This is a genomic window from Streptomyces sp. NPDC036984 (assembly GCF_055607665.1).
The window spans coordinates 10,945-27,910 of the sequence record NZ_JBVJRL010000030.1; the positions used below are offsets into that span (position 1 = coordinate 10,945).

Consider the following 16,966-nt stretch of genomic DNA (forward strand, 5'->3'; position numbering starts at 1 on the left):
AGAGCCATGAGTCTGTTTCCAGCGCCCATCCTCACCAACGGGGCCACCCACAGCGCGCAGCAGTTCAGGATGCTGGTCCGGGACCTGGCCCGCGGAAACGAGGGCATCACCCAAGGCGACGACCTCAAGGTGACACAACGGTCCACTCCCGGTGGCGGTGTCACAGTCAGCGACGGGTCCGCCGTCGTCAAGGGCCGCGACGACGCGTTCCAAGGGCACTACGCGGCATGCAACGTCGGCGCGGTCGATGTCAACATCGCCCCCACCACAAGCACCGCCCGTTCCGACATGCTCATCCTGCGGATCGAGGACCCCCAGTACACCGGCAGCCTCAACCCGGCGACGGACCAGATCGCCTACTTCCAGGTCATCTCCAACGTGTCCTCGTCTGCCACGGCGATCCCCGACGGCCGCACCGGTATCCCACTGGCCCGGATCGACATCCCCTCGTCCACGGCCACCATCACCAGCGCGATGATCACCGATCTGCGGAAGATCGCCAACCCACGCCGGGACCGCAACATCTACATCCAGTCACCGGCCAGCTCCTCCGCTCAGATCGGCGGCAACACCAGCCAGTACTTCTACTTCACCACCGCCTCCGGATGGACGATCCCCGTCCCCGACTGGGCCACCACCGCGAAAATCCGCATCGACATCGCCGGCCTGCGCCTGACGGCCGCGAACGTCTACGGAGCGGTGCGAGGCACGCTCGGCACCGCCCTCAACATGCAGCCCGTCATCGTGGACGACAACCAGGGCAGCGCCACCCGCCGCATCAACGCCATCGCAGCCGACAACCTCACCATCCCCGCCTCCTACCGCGGCACCAACCAGCTGCTACGCGTCCAGTTCGCGGGCTACGCCGGCAACACCGGCACGGTCTCCGTCGACACCTCGTCCACACTGATCGCGGACGTGGAGTTCTTCGAGGCGCCCCGATGACCGCACCCATCCCGGACCGGATCCTCACCCAGCACGCCCTCACCGGCGCCTGGCTGTCCACCGCGCTACCGCTCAACGACCTGGAGTACGGCCCCGAACTCAACGGGCCCGGCAGCCTCTCCGGGAAGCTGTCACCGCGGCTGCTGGCTTCCAACCCGACCCTGGCCGACCCCGGCAACACCTTCATCTACGTCGAATCGGCCGGCCAGCTGGTGTGGGGCGGCATCGTCTGGGACGTCCGCACCCAAGGCACCGACTACGCCATCGAGGCCGCGTCCTGGTCCTCCTACCTCCAGCACCGCTACGACCTCGACGGCCAGCACGGCGGCCGCGGCCCCTACACCTACGCCGACCGCTGCCAGGTCATCCGCAACATCTGGGAGTACGCGCAGTCCGCAGCCGACGGCGACCTGGGTGTCACCGTCGACTCCACCACCTCCACCAGCACCATCGGCGAACCCAGCGACGTCTACCGATCGGACTGGTGGGACACCCCCTGTCTGGGCGACCAGATCGACGACCTCATCTCCGGTGACGCCACCCCCGACTACACCTGCGTCACCAGCTGGAACAGCACCAAGACAGGCGTCACCAAACGAATCCGGCTCGGCTGGCCCCGTCTCGGCCGTCGCCGCACCGACATCAGCTTCTCCTCCGGCGTGAACATCATCGAGGACCCCGAAGTCGTCCTCGGCGGGGACGACTACGCGCAGGTCGTCGTCGCCACCGGCGCCGGAGACGGCTCCGCCAAGCTGAAGCAGATCTCCGCCGTACGCAACGGCCGGCTCCGCATGGAAGCCGCGATCGACGCCCCGGAACTGAACGGCAACGACACCCTGAAGGCGCGCGCGAACGCCGAACGGGCGTGGCGGCAGGTCCTCGGCTCCATCGACCAGATCACCATCCGCAACACCACGGCGGCCCCGTTCGGGTCGTGGCAGGTCGGTGACGACGTCTACACCCGCGTGCACAACGCCTGGACCGACTACACCGGCTGGTGCCGCATCACCGGATGGACCGTCAAGCCGACCGCCCAGGGCGGACCACAGGCGGTCATCAGCCTCAAGCCGGCGTCGATGTACCAGTACGGAGGCGTGTGATGGACATCGGCCGGAAGCTCAATGAGATCGACAAGCGGCTGAAGAACGTCGAACGGTCCGCGCGGCTGTCCCACGCCGCGATCGACAACACCGCCGTGCAGGTCACGGACGGCAACGGCGGGCTTCGCGGCATCATCGGCGTCCAATCCGATGGCACCACCGCGGTGAACATCGTCAACGGAGCCGCCCCACCTCAACCGTCCGCACCGATCGTCGCGTCCGTCCTCGGCGGGGTCACCGTCTCCTGGGACGGCACCTTCACCGACGGTAGTACCCTCCCGCTGGACTGGGCCCGGGTGGAGGTCCACGCCTCCATCCTCTCCTCCTACGACCCCGTTCCGGCCACCTTGCAGGGCACGATCGAGACCGCGCAGGGCGCCACCGTCGTCGTCCCCTGCGACACCCCCGTCTACGTCCGCCTGCTCGCCCGCAACACCTCCGGCACCGCCTCCACCGCCTCCGACATCGTCGGCCCGTACGGGCCCACGCCGGTCGTCGCCGACGACATCCTGGACGGCATCGTCACCACCGTGAAACTGGCCGACAACGCCGTCACCCAGGCCAAGGTCGCAGCCGGAGCGATCGGCACCACCGAGATATCCGACAACGCCGTCACCACCCCGAAGCTGGTCGCCGGCGCCGTGCAGGCGGGGAAGATCGCCGCAGACGCCGTCCAAGCCGGGAACATCGCCGCAGACGCCGTCACCGCCCGGGAAATCGCCGCCCTCGCCGTCAACACCTCCGAGCTAGCCGCGAACGCCGTCACCGCCGGAAAGCTCCAGGCCGGGTCCGTCGACGCCACCGCCCTCGCAGCCGACGCCATCACCGGCAAGACCATCACCGGCGGCACGATCACCGGCAGCACCATCACCGGCGGCACCATACAAACGGCCACCAGCGGCACCCGAATCACCCTGAACGAAGCAGGGGCCAACAAGGTCCTCGTCTACAACAGCAGCGGCACCGCCATCGGCGAACTGTCCTCCCAAGGCCTCCTCGTCAAAGGCACCAACGGAGCCGTCCTGTGGCTCAACCCGAACGCCACCTTCCCGCAGCTGAAGCTGTACAACATCAGCGGCACCAACGCAGCCGTCGTCCAGGCCGGAGAGCCAGTCACCGGCGACGCCAACATGGAACTCGTCAGCGGCCAGTTCACCGGCAGCGGCTACAGCAACATGGTCTGGCGCACCGTCCTGGCCCGCGACTCCTACTCCATCGACCGTCTACGGGCATCCGACCCCGACACCACACGCATCGGTGGCCGCCTGTACCTGAACGCCTCCCAGTCACTGATCGGCTTTCAGAACACCGACGACACCACCCAGAACACGTCCTTCATCACCGAGGCCGGCATCGCTCACCTCGACAACGGCCGCCTACAGGTACTCCCTCCGGCAAGCGCCAACAGCGTCCTCTACGGCAACGCAGCCACCGGCCACACCGGCAACCTGCTGCGTCTGTCGGTGAACGCCGTCGACAAGGTCACAGTCGACAAAGACGGCAACATCGCCACAACCGGCAACGCCACCATCTCCGGCAACGTCGCCGTCACCGGCACCGCAAGCGTCACCGGGAACACCACCGTCACCGGAAACCTCACCGTCTCCGGCATCGGCCAGCGCGCCACCAAATGGCGCACCACCGACGCCAACAAAACGAACACCATCACCCCCGGCACCGACGGTTTCATCACGTTCACCGTCGTCGCCAACGCCGTCTACCAATTCGACGGATACCTGAAGTACTCCGGAGCCAACGACTTCCTCATGGGCTGGACCTACCCAACCGGCAGCCTCGGCGAATGGCAGGGACTCGGAAACGGAACCAGCGTCGTCTCCGGCACCAACACCAACGGCACCCAGCAGGACACCATCAGCACCTGGGGCTACACCGTTCGCACCGAAAGCACCGACATCGCCAACACCCGCACCTACGGCGGAGTCACTACAACACCCTTCGGCGTCCAGGTCCGCGGCCTCATCCGCATCGGCTCCACCGGCGGTACCTTCGCCCTGCAATGGGCGCAAGGAACATCCGGGGCGACCGCAACCACCCTGTACACCGACTCCCATATCCGCCTTGAGAGAGTGGGCTAAGCCATGGACTACCCGCACAACAAGATCACCGGACAGAGTTCCAACGAGGACGCCAGCGCCTTCGTTCACATCCACGTACAGTCCGAGTTCTTCCCCATCGACGAAGCTGCCCTGACCGCGCACGTGCAGCAGTGGCTCCTCGACAACGTTCCCGACGTCGTCTCCACCCTTGCGGAGCGACGGGAGCAGACCTTTCCCGTCACCCAGCTCCCGCCTCTCCCCGCCTGACCCAGGCGAGCGCAGGGAACACGCCCCACATGAGGCCGTAGCCTGAGATCACCGGGTGACCCTCCGCCCACTACTCCATCCCCCGAGGGACGACCGCACCACAGTGGTCCGCCACAGATGTTCACCTGGGCGCGGGGAGATCCAGGAGCCAGGGCGGGTGCCCGACCTATGCCCGCCACTCGGCTCGGTAGTTCGGGTGGTCAGCGTAGGGCAGGGCGAGCCGCTTCAGTGTCCGTTCGCAGGCGTCCACGCCCTCGTAGTAGTCCGGACCCTTGTACTCCTCACCTTCCCTGATTACCTGCGCGAGGTCGTCTACGATGGCGCGCCGCGCTTCGATGTCGCGCAGCACACGCACCGGATTGTGACGAGCGATGTGACGTTCCGCTGGCGTCTCGGCGTCCGGCCCCCACCACCAGTCCGACTCCCGGTCGGACGCCGCACGCGCCGTTTGCTCGTCCTCGTATAGCCGGTCCCGCAAAAACTTGACTAGGTCATTCATCTGGCGTCTCCCCGTTTTCACCACTGCCTACCGGGACCAGCTTGGCGATCGGCTTCCCATGTCGCGTGATCAGGATCTCCTCGCCTTGGAATCCAACTCGGTTCAGCAGGTCGGCAAAGTTCCGGCGAGCGTCTTCAGCTGTCATCTGTTCCATACGCCGACCCTACCAGTTTGATAGAATCTGAAGAACCTTACAGAACTGTAGGTGGGGTGAGGGGGCGCAATCAGGTGAGTGGACTCAGTAAGCGGAAAATGCGATCCGCGTGCGCAGTGAGCTGGTGCACTCGTACCAGCCACCAAAGAGGATGGTGCTACTTCCATCACCGCTGTGTTGTTGAGCTTGGCGACAGTGAGCAGCAGTTGGAAAACCGCATACCACCTGCTCGCGACCGGAGACCAGCGGAGGAAAGGTTCCGCGACGCACTTGCCGAGACCAAGCGCAGGGGGGAGTGCTGGATCTGGGATGGGACCACGGACCTCGATGGATACGGCCTCTTCTCAGGTACGGCTGACGGACATCGGTACGTCCGAGCGCACCGGTACTCCTACTTCTTCCACCGTCGGGTCCACCCGCTGGGACTTCTCGTATGCCACACCTGCGACACGCCTGCGTGCGTGAACCCAGGACATCTCTTCCTCGGAACAGTGGCTGACAACAACGCCGACATGACGCGAAAAGGTCGGAACCGGTTCCTCAGCGGAGAAGAGCACCGCTCAGCCCACAAGCTCGAAAGGGTCTGCCGTGGTGAGGCATGGTGGAACGAACAGCGAAAAGAGAACAACAAGGTGCACCGAGGAGACAATTGGAGTACCACGAAGCTACCTGACGCAGCTGTCGTGGAGATCAAGCGGCGGTGGGATGCCCGGGAAGCCACGCAGGCTGGCATGGCCCGAGAGTACGGCGTCTCACGCTCGCTGATAAACCTGATCTGCAACAACAAGGCGCGCAAGGCTCTTCCCCACATGCAGGCGGGCAACGGGGGCAACGAAGCCAGCAGAAGCGCTTAGCCTGATCTCTGGGTGACCCTCCGCCCTTGCTGAACCCCCGAGGGACGGCCGCACAACAGCGGTCCGCAAAATGCCAACTCTGGGCGCGGGGAGTTCAGGAGCAAGGGCGGGTGCCCGACCTCGACATCACCGAGTACACCGTCACAGGTGCACTCGGAAGACATCTCGTTCTCGACGAGCGCAGCCTCGCCTACCGGCGCCGCTACGACGGCGAACCGATCCGTCCCGTCGAATGGGCCCCGAAGGTCCCGGTCCTGGACCAGCAGAACCTCCTCGCCCAAGGCATCCACACCTCCGAGCTGTTCGAAGGCGTCGAAAACGTTGATGCGCTCGGTTCCTGCACCGCGAACGCCGCCGCGGCCCTGATCTCCATCCTCCGCACCGCCGAGGACCTTGCCGCGGCCGGCCTGGACGTCACCGACCCCGTCGCCGCAGAAGCGTGGGCGATCGGCCTCTACTCGGACGCCACCCACCGCGACCAGTGGCACGACCAAGCGTGGCCGTCCACCGACTGCGGATCCTCCGGCCTCGGCGTCGCCAAAGCGTTGCGCGGCCGCGGCCTCATCGACCAGTACGGGCATGCCACCACCGCCCTCGAACTGTGCCGGGACCTCCAGAGCGGACCCGTCCTGATGGGCATGCCGTGGCTGGACGCGTTCTTCTCCCCGGCCGGCTCCTCCGCCCTGTTGGACGACATCCCGGACTGGGAGAAGTCGGCGGTGGCCGGCGGCCATGAGGTGTGCATCGTCGCGCTCGAGGACGTGGTCTTCGACTCCCTCGGCCACCTGGACTACGCCCGCAGCATCCTCCGCATCCGTAACTCGTGGTCCCGCAGCTGGGGCGACGAAGGCGAATTCCGGATGTCGCTGGCGATCTACCAGGCCCTCCGCCCTCAGATCGACCTGACCCAGCCCCGATTGGACGCCTCGCGATGACCGAGTACCACGTCGCCATCGACCACCTGGACCCCGACACCACCGAAGTCACCAGCACCTACCTCGGCACCTGCACGCAGGAGCACGCCGACGAGGTCCGCGCCATCGCCGGACTTCCCGACACCGACCGCTGGGCGAAGGAACACCCCCGTCAGGCCGGCTCCTTTCTCGTCCTCCGCGACGACGGCGACCTGGACGTGTACGTCCCGGTCGATGCGCCCGAGTTCCGCATCTACGAACCCGACCCGGAGCCGAAGAGCCTCGACCCCGAGGACCTTCCGCGCGGCGCCACCGGCCCGGCCTACATCTCCGGGGCCGTGAAGTTCGGATCGCAGTCCATCGGTGGCGCCATGGACCACCCTGAATCCGGGCCCCGCTTCACCTGGCACACCACCGAGTCCCCGGCCGGCGCCTCCTACTTCGAGTCCGTCGCCCTGTACCTGATCCGGGTGGCGTCGGAGCCGCAGGTCATCTACGACCCCATCTCCGACAAGATCGGCCAGTTCGGGCCGCTGAACCTGTCTGCCCGGGCGCTGAAGAACGACGGATCGCGGCGCACCAACCGTGAGGGCAAGGTCAACATTCAGGTAGAGGTCCTCGGGCGCGCGGCCAGCCCGTGGACGAAGGACTTCGACGCCTCACAGAAGCCCAACTTTCAGGAGCTGCTCGCCGCGGGCCGCGCCTGGGGCATCCCCGACGACTGGCCGGCGGGGAAGCCGCCCGCCTACCCGACCGGAAAGTCGTCCCGCTCCCGCACGATCTGGCAGTCGAAGCCGGGCCACTACGCCCACGCTCAGGTCCCCGGCAATGACCACGGCGATCCCGGTGCGATCGACACGGCCATCGTGCCGGGCCAGGCACCGTCCACCCCACCGAAGCCTGCCCCGACGCCGGCAGACAAGGACGCCTTCCCAGGTGCCTCGAAGTTCGGGCCGGGAGCGGACAACGCCTACGTCACCCGGCTTGGGCAGATGCTCGTCAAGCGCGGCGGAAAGCGGTTCTACACGGTCGGCCCCGGCCCGAAGTGGAGCACTGCGGACAGGAACGCCACCCGCGCCTTCCAGCAGGCCCAGGGCTGGACCGGAGCGGACGCCGATGGCCTTCCCGGGCCGACGACCTGGGAGTACCTGGTGAAGGGCAAGGGCAAGGACATCCCCGTCCTGCCGAAGCACGAGCCGTTCCCCGGAGAGTCCTTCTTCCACGGCGGCCGCCACTCCGCCGTAATCACTGCGATGGGGCGCCGCCTGGTCGCCGAGGGCTGCGGCGCCTACAAGCAGGGTCCCGGCCCGGACTGGACGAACGCCGACGCAGAGTCCGTGCGCCGCTTTCAGAAAAAGCTTGGCCGCAAGCAGACCGGGATCCCCGACAAGGAGACCTGGGAAGCGCTCAAGGTCCCGAACGTCTGACCCCACCTACCAACCCTCAGTAAGGAGACCACTGTGTCCCCCGTCAAGATCTTCGGGCGTGAGCCCGCCGCATGGGCGGCCCTCGCCTCCATCCTGCTCCAAGTGATTGGCGCGTTCGTCGCCGACTTTGACTCCGACACCCAGGCATGGGTCAACGGTGTCGTCGTGGCCGTTCTCGGTCTGATCGTCGCGTTCATGGTCCACGACGGCGTGATCGCAGCCATCGCCGGTTTCACGCAGGCTGCCTTGACCCTCGCTGTCGGTCTCGGACTGGACTGGTCCGCAGACAAGCAGGCCCTGGTCCTAACCTTCGTCACGATCGTCGTGCAGTTCGTGATCCGGCAGAACGTGACCGCGCCCGTCCCGGCCGCAGCCGTCAGCCGTCCTGCCAAGCCGACCGCGGTCTGACCGATGGCGTTACGGCACGCCGGCCGCCGTCTGGCAGCGGCGGCAGTGTGCCCACACACCTTTAAGGAGCGGCACCAGTGGCCGAGCTGACAGGCGTCAACGTGCTCGTACAAGGCGGCGCCGCAGCACTCGTCACCCTCATCGTGCTGCTCATCCTCCGCGGTGGCCTGGTCTCCCGCGCGGTCCTTGAGGACGTCCGCAAGGACCGTGACGCCCGCATCGCCGAGCTTGTGGCCGAGCGGGACGCGTGGCGGGAGGCCCACCGGCAGAGCGAAGCCGCACGAATCGAGGCGCAATCACAGGTCGGGGAGCTGCTGGAACTGTCCCGGGTCGCCGACCATGTCCTGCGTTCACTACGAGGGGAGGTGCCCGGGGATGCGATGGATCCGTCGGTTGCTGCGCCGCCGTCCTGAGCCTGTCCCGCAGCGTTCTGATACGCCGGGCCGGAAAGAGGCCGAGTCGGCTTTGTCGCGGTCTCGTGATGCCCGGCGGGAGATCCACTCGTATTGGCCGGAGGTCACTCGTCACGCCGACCGGTTCCGGTCCGAGCGTGAGAGAAACCATTTCGCGGAGCTGTTTCGCGCCGCTTTGGAGGGAGACCGCTGATGGACTTCGCGCAGGTCGCGAACGTTGCAGCGTCCGGTCTGGTCGCCCTGTGCAGCCTCGCCTTCGCTGTCATCTATCACACGCACGCCCCGTGGCGGTCGACGCCGGTGGGCCGCCATCTGATGCTGTTCACCCTGGCTATCGGGGCGCTGGCCGCGTACACGGTGGCCGTCACGGTGTGGCCGGAGGGGACAGCAGCCACTGTGCTGCGGTATTCCCGCACGCTGCTCCTGCTGCTGATTGCCGGGCTGGTGTTGCAGCGGGTCCGGATGGTGATGGCAGCGCAGCACCATGACCGTCGTGAGACTGCCGAGTCCCGCACGGATGATCCTGCACGCTGATCTGGAGTACGACGATGACCAGCGGTGACTGGCGAGCTGATCGGCGTCCCGCACCCGGAGCGGGTCGGAGGCGTTCCCTCCGCTCGAACGTACGATGGACGCCATGAGCAGCCCCGCCCCCTCTGCCAGACCCGCTCCGCCCCTGCCGACCTGCGCACCAGCCCAGGTCGGCCCATGCGCCAGCTGCCAGCACCCCACCCACCGCTATGGATCCGGTGGCAACCCGCTCTGCCTGGTGTGCCGGACCGAGGTGGAAGCCAACCGGGACCGAAAGTAGCGGCACCGCCCGGAGGGAACACCGGTCTGGCCTGCGCTTATGCTCTGCGGGTGCTCCTCTCCGATAGAGACCTCCGCGAGGCGATATCCGCTGGCCGGCTGGGCCTGACCCCGTACAACGAGGCGATGCTCCAGCCCGCCAGCATCGACGTTCGCCTCGACCGGTCGTTCCGGGTGTTCGAAAACCACCGCTACTCGTGCATCGACCCCGCCGAAGAACAGCCGGAGATGACGCGCCTGGTGGAGCCGACCGAGGGGGATCCGTTCGTGCTGCACCCGGGGGAGTTCGTCCTCGGCTCCACGTATGAGCGGGTGCACCTGCCGGACGACCTGGCCGCGCGTCTGGAGGGGAAGTCGTCGCTTGGCCGGCTGGGCCTGGTCACGCACTCGACTGCGGGCTTCATCGACCCGGGCTTTGAGGGGCACGTCACCTTGGAGCTGTCCAATCTCGCCACCTTGCCGATCTTGTTGTGGCCGGGGATGAAGGTGGGCCAACTGGCCGTCTTCCAGATGAGCGGGCCGGCGGAGTTCCCGTACGGCTCCGTGGAGCGCGGGTCGCGGTATCAGGGGCAGCGGGGGCCGACCGCGTCCCGGTCCTGGCAGAACTTTCACCGCACCGCCCTGCCGACCTGACAGCCGGAAGGCCCCCACCAGTGGTAGGGGCCTTCCGGGTCCGGCTGCTAGTGGTGACGCTCCCACCAGAAGACCAGCAGGCTGACGGCGCCACTCCCGACGCCGTACGAGACACCCCGGATCATCTGGCCCTTCACGTCCCGGCGGTGCCGGTCCACCGCGCGCTTAATGCGGGCAGCCTTTTCTGCAGCCCAATCACGCAGGCGACGAAGCGCACGCATCCATGGATGCGTTACGGTGGGGTTGTCATCGTCAGGGTCATGCTCTGGCTTCATGATGAAGCACCCTTTCTCTCGAACGGATGGGTGCGCGCAGAGAGCCCTCCGGCGGAGGCCTAGGAACCAGTGCCGGGAAGCAGGGCTCTCTTCGCGTTGGTGGCAGTCTAGGGAACTCTGGTAGAGCCGGTGACAATCCGGCTCCAAACCCTGGCCGTTGGAATGAGTTTCCTCTGACCGAAGGGCGTGCCGGGTGCCGCCAAGGTCGCGCCAGAGACCCGCTAGGGCGCTCCGGTGCAACGTCCCCTGTACTCCTGTGTGGTCCGTCACAGTCGGCCACGTCTGGCCTTCCGCTTCAGGATGGGTACACGCTAGGGGAGCGGATCGGCCACCGCACGAAACAGCCGAGGGTCCCAGTCAATCGGGCATCTCCGCAGGTCACGAAGAGGCCACTCACGACCACACATGACCACAGGTGAGTGCACGGGAGTATTCGCGAGTTTCCGCAAACTACCGCTAGCCTGCGGTTTCGCGTGTTGTCCGTGAGTTGTCCGATTCTCGCCACCAGCCGATAGCCTGCATGACGGTGCCCCGGCTGCTTTCCTCAGCCAGGGCACCGTGACGTCTGACGGGTAGGTGTCCTCACTTCTCGGTGGCGCGGTCGGCGGTCTCGGTCGCGGGGTCGTCCAAGTACTCGGCAGCGCTCTGCGCGAGGTAATCGCCGTCCATTGACTCGATAACGCGGTCCTGGCATTCGGGGGCGGGGCAGTTCTCCAGCGCGCCTCGGTGCTGGGTCGGGGCGCCCATAGGGTCGTTCCCGTAGTGCGTACTGGCGTTGGCCATGACGTGGTTCCTTCTAGAAGTGTGGGTCGCGGCGCGGGCACTTCGCATGGTGCTCGTCGGAAACCCGCTTGGTCGACGTGACGGGCGCACCACAGTCGTCGCACTCGTCGGGGAAGACGCAGATCGTGTCGAGGAACTCGGGGTCGGCGATCCGCACGATCCGGTGGCGGAGCCCGTCGCGGTCCCTCATGTACCACTCGTCGATGGCGGCACCATCGGCCCGCTCCCGATCGATCATGTCGTCCGTGTTCTCGACACTGTCGAGGCCCCACAGCGTGCCGTGGTTGTCGAAGTTGACGACGAGGGTCCAGTCGATGTCAGTGGTGACCTTCAAGGCGATCTCCCTTGTGGCGCTCATCGCTTCTTCCTGGTGGCTTGCCACCACTATGGCAGGAGGCTTGACCGGTGGCAAGCCACCATTCATGATTGCCTCATGGCCACCGACGAAGAGCGACGCAAGCAGCACCGCCACCGCCACAAGCAGCGCGTCCTGCGAGGCATCGACGACCAACTCACCGCAGACTTCGACGCGGCCACGGACAGGGCAGGAAGCGACCGCAGCAACATCACGCGGAAGCTCTGGGAGTGGTACGTCGGTCGCCCGGGCGCCGAACTCCCAAAGAGGCCCGCACCGGAGGATCGCTCCTGACGAAGAATCTGACGCCTCGTCATGCGCGATAAGCTCACATGCGTCTCAGCAGCGCGGGTGGGCGGGAAGTAGGCTCGCTGATCATGAGCGGCTCCCAGAACGACGTGCGCCCCATCCTCGACGCCATGCTCGCCGCGGCCCGCGAAGGGTTGGCGAAGTCCACCTGGCGGATCGGCGACCCTGACGAGACGCTGCTTTTCCCCATCATCGGCTCGCTGACCGTTCACCTCGCCAAGGAACTGCGCATCACGGAGGAGGGATGGGATGCCGAGCAGACTCGGCGCAAGGTGGCGGACGAGCTGCGGACTGCCGCTCGCCGGCACCCGGTGGGGACAGCGCGGCACCAGGCGTTCCTGGACGCGGCGCGGATAGCTGAGGAGGGCGCAGCAGACCGGTGACGGGGGAACCGACCGTCTCACTCTGGATAATGTTCCTTCCAACAAGCTGGCGCACTGTCTGCCTAGACTCGGCTCGTGACCGTCACCGCAGAGCACATCACCCGCATCGCAGCCTTCGTTGAAGCGCGCATCGACGAACAGTTCACAGCGGAACTCTCGCGACACTCGGACGACGACCCGATCTCCCGCTCACTCCGCGCGCTCCGCCGCGTCGTACAAGAGATTCGCGCCAGTAGGTCCCTGGAAGAGCGGCGTGACGAGCCAGCGTTCACTGTAGCGGTCAACCTCGCTATGACCCTCGCCTGGGGAGAACTCGCCAGCATGGCCAAGGAATGGGCCGACCACCCGGACTACCTCAGCGAGTTCACACTGCTGGCCCACCAGCTAGGCACTGACTGAGCGGGCTGTCGGCAGCACCGCTTCGTGTGGCGTCGGATAACCTCTCCATCTCCGACGCCACGAACCGCGCGGAGGGATCTTCGAGTGATCACCCTCGTATAATTTCCCTTATACGAGGCTAGATCTCAGAGAGGCGCCGTGAGCGAACACAGCAACGCCCTGCCCAGTCCCGCATCACACCGCGTGCGCGTCTACCCGGACTTCGACCCCTTCGGACCCAGCATCGTCTGGACCGAGATCTTCGAAGTTACCGACGAAGCAACCGGCGACCTCGTCGACAGCAAGATCGGCACCCGGCACCACCCAGAAGTACCCCTGACCACCGACGAACTGGACGCCGCGCTAGCCACCCTGCGCTATCGCCGCACCGGCCCCTGGGAATCGGACGACGACCGGCACGAGGCCCCGGTCTCCCCGGCCAACGCCCAGACGCCTCACGAAACAGGGCAACCGTGACCGACGACGACCTGGAGGTGGCCGACGCCGAGCTGGTCGAAGACCACCTCCCCGCAACGATCGAACCCCGCCCAATCGTTCGGCCACGGGTCGACCGGCACACCGTCCTCCTCCCCGGCCAGGACCTGCCCACCGAAGCCGACGCCCCGACGTACACCGAACGCGACCTCTACGTCTCCCCGGCCACCGCCGAACGCCTGAAGAATCACTCCAAGCCACGCAACACGAACAAGAACTACCGCTCCCAACGCGCTCTGTTCGCCGCCTGGTGCGCCGAGCACGGCCGCGTCGCCCGCCCTTGCACCACCGCCACCTACATCGACTACGTCGGCCACCTCATCGCCGAAGGCCGCTCCCCGAACACGATCAGCGCCCACATGTCCGCCATCCGCACCTGGATGCCCGACGACAAGAAGCCCGGCACCAGCGAAGCCCGCGGCATGCTCAACGAGTACCGCAAGGAATGGGCGAACCGGACCCGGGTGAAGAAGGCCCCGCCCATCACCCGCGACATGCTCCGCGCCATGGTCGCCACCTGCGACCTGAAGCACCCGGCCGGCATCCGCGACCGGTGCGCGCTGCTCCTGGCCCGCGGCGCCCTCAACCGCAGGATCGAACTGGCAGACCTGTCCATCGCCGACGTCTCCGTAGACGACGACTTCGTCACCCTCCACATTCAGTTCTCCAAGACCGACCAGGAAGGCCACGGCGAGGACACCCACATCCCCGCCGAACCCGACGACCCCCTGCTGTGCCCCGTAGACGCCACCCGGGCGTGGCTGTCGATGCTGCACCGGCTCGGCGTCCGTGACGGCGCCTTCATGCGCGCCCTCACCTCCGCCGGAACTCTTCAGAACCGGCGTACCGCCACCGACCGAGGCGACCACGTCACCGGCGATGCCATCAACGACTGGGTCCGCGTCCGCGCCCACAAGGCCGGCCTGAAGGACTGGTGGAAGCTGACCGCGCACGGGCTGCGCCGCGGCGGCGCCCAGGAGATCGCGGACGCTGGCGGCGACCCGACCAAACAGGGGCGGTGGAAGCCCGGCTCTGCTGTGGTCAAGCGCGAGTACCTGGACCGGGCTCAGTCGCGGGCGGAGAACCCGTGGCTGAAGGTGCAGGCCAAGCGACGAGACGGCGACTAACGCTTGATCTCGCCCGCGGTAGAGGGGGAGCCGCCCACCTTCCACCCGGTCGACTGGCGGGCCCGGAAGGTGGCGCCGGCTTCGATGCGGGCCTTGTTCCGGGCGAATTCCCGCTCGGCGGCCGCGGTGTTCCACTGCCGCGGACCCGCCGACTGAGGGTTCCCAGTGCCAGCTTGCTGCGCCTGTTTGATGCAGGAGGCATGGCAGGTCTTCCCCGCCCGGCTCTTGGCCGTGGGCTGCTGCTTGCCGATGGGCTTGCGACAGATGGGGCAGGACCTGCTGTTGGCGCGGCGCTGCTCGCTCGTCTTCAGCTTCTGCGCGGGCGCGGCGGGAGCGCGTTGTGCCTGTGCGCCGTGTGGGATGCTCGCCTGATACGCCTCGGCGCGGGACCGGTGCCCGCCTTGGATCGTGCACGGCTCACCAGGGAGAGCCTTGCATGAGGGGCAGGGCACCGATTGCATCTGCTTGATGGTGGGCTGGCTGCTGCGGCCACCACCGTTCTGCTGGTTGGCGCGTCGAGACACGAAGCACCTCTGGATGTCAAAGGGGACGACTGGAGTTCGGCGTCGTGGGCGGCACGCTATCGCACTGCGGGAGCGCTTCCCGGAGGTAGACGGGTAAGGCCTGCCGTACGACTTCGTCCGCTGTCCATTTGTTGCTGGTGAGCTGGTCGGCGGTGATGGTGGCCGAGCGGCCGGTGTCGGTGCGGGCGATGGCACGGAACGTTTCCCCGGTGCGGGCCGGGTTGGTGGTGAGGTGGCTGGCCAGGACGGCGCGGGCGATGTCGGCGGGGGCCGCGGTGGTGGTGGCACGTCCGTAGCCCTTACAGATCCAGACGCGGGAGTACGGTTCGTGCATCTGGACTTCCCAGGTGAGGCGGGGAGGCGTGTCTTCGCAGGTCATGCCCGCATCTTCCCGCAGGGATGGGGTGCCGGATGCGGGTACTGGCGGGTTACTTCGCCGGTTGGCTTGTTGTGATCATCGGAGCTTGCTGCGGCCGCCTTGTGGGGCGGAAGCGGCACGGTGCCCGGCGGCGGGCCGGCGTCCCAGCCGGGGCCGGCGAGGTTCGCCCTCGAGGCCGGCGGCGCGCCGCGCCAGTTCCCCCAGCTTCTCCTCCGGCAGTCCGGACAGTTCGACGGCTTCGCGGACGGCAGATCGGCAGTCGGGCCGGGAGCAGTGCGCGGGGGACACCGGCGGCCCGGACTGTGGCTGCTCGGGCGGCAGGTAGACGGCTCCGCATCCGATGCACACGTAGATCGGTCGCATGGTGCTCTCCCTCTTCTAGCTGCTGCCGCTGCCGTGGCACTGTGAGCACGGGCCGGTCCAGGTACGGGTGACGGGCTGCTGGTTGCCGTCCTTGTCGTATTCGACGGTGTGCTCGGTGTGCTGGGTCACTCCGGATCCGCCACAGGCGCCGCACGACTGGTCTCCAGGCATGGAATCCAGGATGCCGGATTGGGCGGGTCGGTGCGGGTGGTTCACGCGGAGGAGTGGCGGGTGGTCAGCCTGCCGAGCCGGCCGGCGGGGTGTCCCAGTAGCCGGTGTGGGCGATGGTGTCGGCGGTGACCGGGGGCCGACGGTCGGCGAGGAGGGGGTGGGTGGCGCACATCTGCTGGATGAGCATGTTGGGGTAGCGGGAAACGATGGGGCGGCCGCCCTGGCCGAGGATGAGTTCGTGGACTCCGTCCTCGGGGGTGGGACGGTAGGGCAGGTACGCCTTGAGTGCGGCCACGGTGAGGGGTTCCAGGGTGAACTTTTTGCCGACGTTCTCGAAGTTGTCGGGGGCGCGGACTTCGTAGGTGAAGTCGGGCAGCTCGTACAGGTGGCGCATGTCGAGTCGGACGATCTCCCCGGGGCGCAGGCCCTCCAGTAGCAGGTAGGCGATCAGCCGGTCGCGGAGGTAGTGGCGGGCCTGGTCTTTGCCCCACATGCCGATGCAGGTGAGCAGGACGGCGCGTTCCATGGGGGTGAGGCGTTTGGGTGGGGTGGCGTCGCGGTCGACTCCGGAGCGGATGAGGTTGAACTCGGGGAGCTGGCGGATGAGGCCGGCGTCGCGGGCGGCGGTGTAGTAGCCGGTGAGAGCGGTGATCCGCTTGTCGTGGCTCTTGGCGATGTCGGGGTGGTGTTCGGCGAGCCATGCGAGGGCGTTGGGCCCGTCGAAGGGCCGGCCCTTGAGGATGTCGCGGAGGTAGCGGTCATGGGCCCATTGGGCGATGTGCTCCAGTCCGAAGGCCCACGGGTCGACCTTGTTCTCGTCGCACCAGTCGAGCCAGGAGGTGACTTCGATGCGGTAGGTGGCCTGGCTGGTGGGGCGGAGGGTGCCGTGGGTGAGCCAGTGTTCGAGCAGGGTCCGTGGGTCCATGGCGTATATCGTGCCCGG

The 16,966-nt window shown here is 67.1% G+C and carries 27 protein-coding genes; 17 read left to right on the top strand and 10 right to left on the bottom strand.

Going from position 1 to position 16,966, the window contains the following annotated elements; all coding sequences use genetic code 11:
- Positions 1–6 precede the first annotated feature (6 nt).
- Genes ACZ7DL_RS34775 through ACZ7DL_RS34790 form a run of 4 tightly spaced genes read left to right on the top strand, consistent with a single transcriptional unit; the run spans position 7 to position 4,369 of the window.
- Positions 7–945, top strand: coding sequence for a hypothetical protein (locus tag ACZ7DL_RS34775; RefSeq protein ID WP_470780442.1), 939 nt, complete (start codon positions 7–9; stop codon positions 943–945).
- A complete protein-coding gene (locus ACZ7DL_RS34780) occupies positions 942–2,045 on the top strand; it encodes a hypothetical protein (protein ID WP_470780444.1) in 1,104 nt (367 codons plus the stop codon). The genes ACZ7DL_RS34775 and ACZ7DL_RS34780 overlap by 4 nt, the downstream gene beginning before the upstream one ends.
- Positions 2,045–4,141 carry a beta strand repeat-containing protein gene (locus ACZ7DL_RS34785; RefSeq protein WP_470780446.1) on the top strand — a complete coding sequence of 699 codons (2,097 nt, stop codon included), beginning with the start codon at positions 2,045–2,047 and terminating at the stop codon, positions 4,139–4,141. The genes ACZ7DL_RS34780 and ACZ7DL_RS34785 overlap by 1 nt, the downstream gene beginning before the upstream one ends.
- Before the next feature lie 3 nt (positions 4,142–4,144).
- Positions 4,145–4,369 (top strand): hypothetical protein, encoded by a 225-nt coding sequence (locus tag ACZ7DL_RS34790; protein ID WP_470780448.1) that lies wholly within the window; start codon positions 4,145–4,147, stop codon positions 4,367–4,369.
- 166 nt (positions 4,370–4,535) lie between these two features.
- Here ACZ7DL_RS34790 and ACZ7DL_RS34795 read toward each other — a convergent pair whose 3' ends face one another.
- Both ACZ7DL_RS34795 and ACZ7DL_RS34800 read right to left on the bottom strand, forming a co-directional pair.
- On the bottom strand, positions 4,536–4,868 hold the full coding sequence (locus ACZ7DL_RS34795) for a DUF6221 family protein (RefSeq protein ID WP_470780450.1): 333 nt from the start codon (positions 4,866–4,868) through the stop codon (positions 4,536–4,538).
- A complete protein-coding gene (locus ACZ7DL_RS34800; RefSeq protein WP_470780452.1) occupies positions 4,861–5,022 on the bottom strand; it encodes a type II toxin-antitoxin system Phd/YefM family antitoxin in 162 nt (53 codons plus the stop codon). The genes ACZ7DL_RS34795 and ACZ7DL_RS34800 overlap by 8 nt, the downstream gene beginning before the upstream one ends.
- A gap of 491 nt (positions 5,023–5,513) precedes the next feature.
- On the opposite strand from ACZ7DL_RS34800, the gene ACZ7DL_RS34805 reads away from it, so the two are divergent.
- The 8 genes from ACZ7DL_RS34805 (at position 5,514) to dcd (ending at position 10,481) form a co-directional block, all read left to right on the top strand.
- Positions 5,514–5,876, top strand: a complete 363-nt coding sequence (locus tag ACZ7DL_RS34805; protein ID WP_470780454.1) for a hypothetical protein — start codon at positions 5,514–5,516, stop codon at positions 5,874–5,876.
- Positions 5,877–5,986: 110 nt separating this feature from the next.
- A complete protein-coding gene (locus ACZ7DL_RS34810) occupies positions 5,987–6,811 on the top strand; it encodes a hypothetical protein (protein WP_470780456.1) in 825 nt (274 codons plus the stop codon).
- Positions 6,808–8,217 carry a peptidoglycan-binding protein gene (locus ACZ7DL_RS34815; protein ID WP_470780457.1) on the top strand — a complete coding sequence of 470 codons (1,410 nt, stop codon included), beginning with the start codon at positions 6,808–6,810 and terminating at the stop codon, positions 8,215–8,217. Before ACZ7DL_RS34810 ends, ACZ7DL_RS34815 begins: the two co-directional genes overlap by 4 nt.
- A 33-nt stretch (positions 8,218–8,250) precedes the next feature.
- Positions 8,251–8,625 carry a hypothetical protein gene (locus ACZ7DL_RS34820; RefSeq protein ID WP_470780459.1) on the top strand — a complete coding sequence of 125 codons (375 nt, stop codon included), beginning with the start codon at positions 8,251–8,253 and terminating at the stop codon, positions 8,623–8,625.
- Between the two features lie 77 nt (positions 8,626–8,702).
- Entirely contained in the window at positions 8,703–9,038 is a 336-nt protein-coding gene (locus tag ACZ7DL_RS34825) for a hypothetical protein (RefSeq protein ID WP_470780460.1), read from the top strand.
- On the top strand, positions 9,001–9,231 hold the full coding sequence (locus tag ACZ7DL_RS34830; RefSeq protein ID WP_470780461.1) for a DUF7620 family protein: 231 nt from the start codon (positions 9,001–9,003) through the stop codon (positions 9,229–9,231). Before ACZ7DL_RS34825 ends, ACZ7DL_RS34830 begins: the two co-directional genes overlap by 38 nt.
- Complete coding sequence (locus ACZ7DL_RS34835; RefSeq protein WP_470780462.1) at positions 9,231–9,572, top strand: putative phage holin; 342 nt, start codon at positions 9,231–9,233, stop codon at positions 9,570–9,572. Before ACZ7DL_RS34830 ends, ACZ7DL_RS34835 begins: the two co-directional genes overlap by 1 nt.
- A 327-nt stretch (positions 9,573–9,899) precedes the next feature.
- Positions 9,900–10,481, top strand: coding sequence for a dCTP deaminase (gene dcd, locus ACZ7DL_RS34840; protein WP_470780463.1), 582 nt, complete (start codon positions 9,900–9,902; stop codon positions 10,479–10,481).
- 47 nt (positions 10,482–10,528) lie between these two features.
- Here the strand turns inward: dcd and ACZ7DL_RS34845 are convergent, their stop codons facing one another.
- From ACZ7DL_RS34845 to ACZ7DL_RS34855, 3 genes are all read right to left on the bottom strand, one after another.
- Positions 10,529–10,756: a hypothetical protein gene (locus tag ACZ7DL_RS34845; protein ID WP_470780466.1), complete on the bottom strand. Its 228-nt coding sequence runs from the start codon at positions 10,754–10,756 to the stop codon at positions 10,529–10,531.
- 582 nt (positions 10,757–11,338) lie between these two features.
- Complete coding sequence (locus tag ACZ7DL_RS34850; protein WP_470780467.1) at positions 11,339–11,539, bottom strand: hypothetical protein; 201 nt, start codon at positions 11,537–11,539, stop codon at positions 11,339–11,341.
- 13 nt (positions 11,540–11,552) lie between these two features.
- Positions 11,553–11,897 carry a hypothetical protein gene (locus ACZ7DL_RS34855; protein ID WP_470780469.1) on the bottom strand — a complete coding sequence of 115 codons (345 nt, stop codon included), beginning with the start codon at positions 11,895–11,897 and terminating at the stop codon, positions 11,553–11,555.
- Between the two features lie 75 nt (positions 11,898–11,972).
- Between ACZ7DL_RS34855 and ACZ7DL_RS34860 the strand changes: the two genes are divergently transcribed.
- The 5 genes from ACZ7DL_RS34860 (at position 11,973) to ACZ7DL_RS34880 (ending at position 14,586) form a co-directional block, all read left to right on the top strand.
- Complete coding sequence (locus ACZ7DL_RS34860; RefSeq protein WP_470780471.1) at positions 11,973–12,188, top strand: hypothetical protein; 216 nt, start codon at positions 11,973–11,975, stop codon at positions 12,186–12,188.
- An 83-nt stretch (positions 12,189–12,271) separates the two neighbouring features.
- Positions 12,272–12,586 carry a hypothetical protein gene (locus tag ACZ7DL_RS34865; RefSeq protein WP_470780472.1) on the top strand — a complete coding sequence of 105 codons (315 nt, stop codon included), beginning with the start codon at positions 12,272–12,274 and terminating at the stop codon, positions 12,584–12,586.
- 75 nt (positions 12,587–12,661) lie between these two features.
- Positions 12,662–12,985 (top strand): DUF6221 family protein, encoded by a 324-nt coding sequence (locus tag ACZ7DL_RS34870; protein ID WP_470780474.1) that lies wholly within the window; start codon positions 12,662–12,664, stop codon positions 12,983–12,985.
- Between the two features lie 138 nt (positions 12,986–13,123).
- Positions 13,124–13,441 (top strand): hypothetical protein, encoded by a 318-nt coding sequence (locus ACZ7DL_RS34875; RefSeq protein ID WP_470780476.1) that lies wholly within the window; start codon positions 13,124–13,126, stop codon positions 13,439–13,441.
- On the top strand, positions 13,438–14,586 hold the full coding sequence (locus tag ACZ7DL_RS34880; RefSeq protein WP_470780477.1) for a tyrosine-type recombinase/integrase: 1,149 nt from the start codon (positions 13,438–13,440) through the stop codon (positions 14,584–14,586). The genes ACZ7DL_RS34875 and ACZ7DL_RS34880 overlap by 4 nt, the downstream gene beginning before the upstream one ends.
- Here the strand turns inward: ACZ7DL_RS34880 and ACZ7DL_RS34885 are convergent.
- From ACZ7DL_RS34885 to ACZ7DL_RS34905, 5 genes are all read right to left on the bottom strand, one after another.
- On the bottom strand, positions 14,583–15,110 hold the full coding sequence (locus ACZ7DL_RS34885; RefSeq protein WP_470780479.1) for a zinc finger domain-containing protein: 528 nt from the start codon (positions 15,108–15,110) through the stop codon (positions 14,583–14,585). The two genes, ACZ7DL_RS34880 and ACZ7DL_RS34885, sit on opposite strands and share 4 nt — an antisense overlap.
- A gap of 16 nt (positions 15,111–15,126) precedes the next feature.
- On the bottom strand, positions 15,127–15,489 hold the full coding sequence (locus tag ACZ7DL_RS34890; RefSeq protein ID WP_470780481.1) for a hypothetical protein: 363 nt from the start codon (positions 15,487–15,489) through the stop codon (positions 15,127–15,129).
- Positions 15,490–15,564: 75 nt separating this feature from the next.
- A complete protein-coding gene (locus ACZ7DL_RS34895) occupies positions 15,565–15,852 on the bottom strand; it encodes a hypothetical protein (protein WP_470780482.1) in 288 nt (95 codons plus the stop codon).
- Between the two features lie 15 nt (positions 15,853–15,867).
- Complete coding sequence (locus ACZ7DL_RS34900; RefSeq protein WP_470780484.1) at positions 15,868–16,023, bottom strand: hypothetical protein; 156 nt, start codon at positions 16,021–16,023, stop codon at positions 15,868–15,870.
- Positions 16,024–16,087: 64 nt separating this feature from the next.
- Complete coding sequence (locus ACZ7DL_RS34905) at positions 16,088–16,948, bottom strand: hypothetical protein (RefSeq protein ID WP_470780486.1); 861 nt, start codon at positions 16,946–16,948, stop codon at positions 16,088–16,090.
- Between the last annotated feature and the right edge of the window lie 18 nt (positions 16,949–16,966).

Excerpts from the sequence above, each read along its gene's own strand:
- ACZ7DL_RS34830 (WP_470780461.1), top strand. The coding sequence starts at position 9,001 with ATGCGATGGATCCGTCGGTTGCTGCGCCGCCGTCCTGAGCCTGTCCCG.
- ACZ7DL_RS34790 (WP_470780448.1), top strand. The coding sequence starts at position 4,145 with ATGGACTACCCGCACAACAAGATCACCGGACAGAGTTCCAACGAGGAC.
- ACZ7DL_RS34795 (WP_470780450.1), bottom strand. The coding sequence starts at position 4,868 with ATGAATGACCTAGTCAAGTTTTTGCGGGACCGGCTATACGAGGACGAG.
- ACZ7DL_RS34800 (WP_470780452.1), bottom strand. The coding sequence starts at position 5,022 with ATGGAACAGATGACAGCTGAAGACGCTCGCCGGAACTTTGCCGACCTG.
- ACZ7DL_RS34775 (WP_470780442.1), top strand. The coding sequence starts at position 7 with ATGAGTCTGTTTCCAGCGCCCATCCTCACCAACGGGGCCACCCACAGC.
- ACZ7DL_RS34780 (WP_470780444.1), top strand. The coding sequence starts at position 942 with ATGACCGCACCCATCCCGGACCGGATCCTCACCCAGCACGCCCTCACC.
- ACZ7DL_RS34855 (WP_470780469.1), bottom strand. The coding sequence starts at position 11,897 with ATGAGCGCCACAAGGGAGATCGCCTTGAAGGTCACCACTGACATCGAC.
- ACZ7DL_RS34905 (WP_470780486.1), bottom strand. The coding sequence starts at position 16,948 with ATGGACCCACGGACCCTGCTCGAACACTGGCTCACCCACGGCACCCTC.
- ACZ7DL_RS34900 (WP_470780484.1), bottom strand. The coding sequence starts at position 16,023 with ATGCCTGGAGACCAGTCGTGCGGCGCCTGTGGCGGATCCGGAGTGACC.
- ACZ7DL_RS34895 (WP_470780482.1), bottom strand. The coding sequence starts at position 15,852 with ATGCGACCGATCTACGTGTGCATCGGATGCGGAGCCGTCTACCTGCCG.
- ACZ7DL_RS34785 (WP_470780446.1), top strand. The coding sequence starts at position 2,045 with ATGGACATCGGCCGGAAGCTCAATGAGATCGACAAGCGGCTGAAGAAC.
- ACZ7DL_RS34860 (WP_470780471.1), top strand. The coding sequence starts at position 11,973 with ATGGCCACCGACGAAGAGCGACGCAAGCAGCACCGCCACCGCCACAAG.
- ACZ7DL_RS34890 (WP_470780481.1), bottom strand. The coding sequence starts at position 15,489 with ATGACCTGCGAAGACACGCCTCCCCGCCTCACCTGGGAAGTCCAGATG.
- ACZ7DL_RS34815 (WP_470780457.1), top strand. The coding sequence starts at position 6,808 with ATGACCGAGTACCACGTCGCCATCGACCACCTGGACCCCGACACCACC.
- ACZ7DL_RS34845 (WP_470780466.1), bottom strand. The coding sequence starts at position 10,756 with ATGAAGCCAGAGCATGACCCTGACGATGACAACCCCACCGTAACGCAT.
- ACZ7DL_RS34850 (WP_470780467.1), bottom strand. The coding sequence starts at position 11,539 with ATGGCCAACGCCAGTACGCACTACGGGAACGACCCTATGGGCGCCCCG.
- ACZ7DL_RS34835 (WP_470780462.1), top strand. The coding sequence starts at position 9,231 with ATGGACTTCGCGCAGGTCGCGAACGTTGCAGCGTCCGGTCTGGTCGCC.
- ACZ7DL_RS34865 (WP_470780472.1), top strand. The coding sequence starts at position 12,272 with ATGAGCGGCTCCCAGAACGACGTGCGCCCCATCCTCGACGCCATGCTC.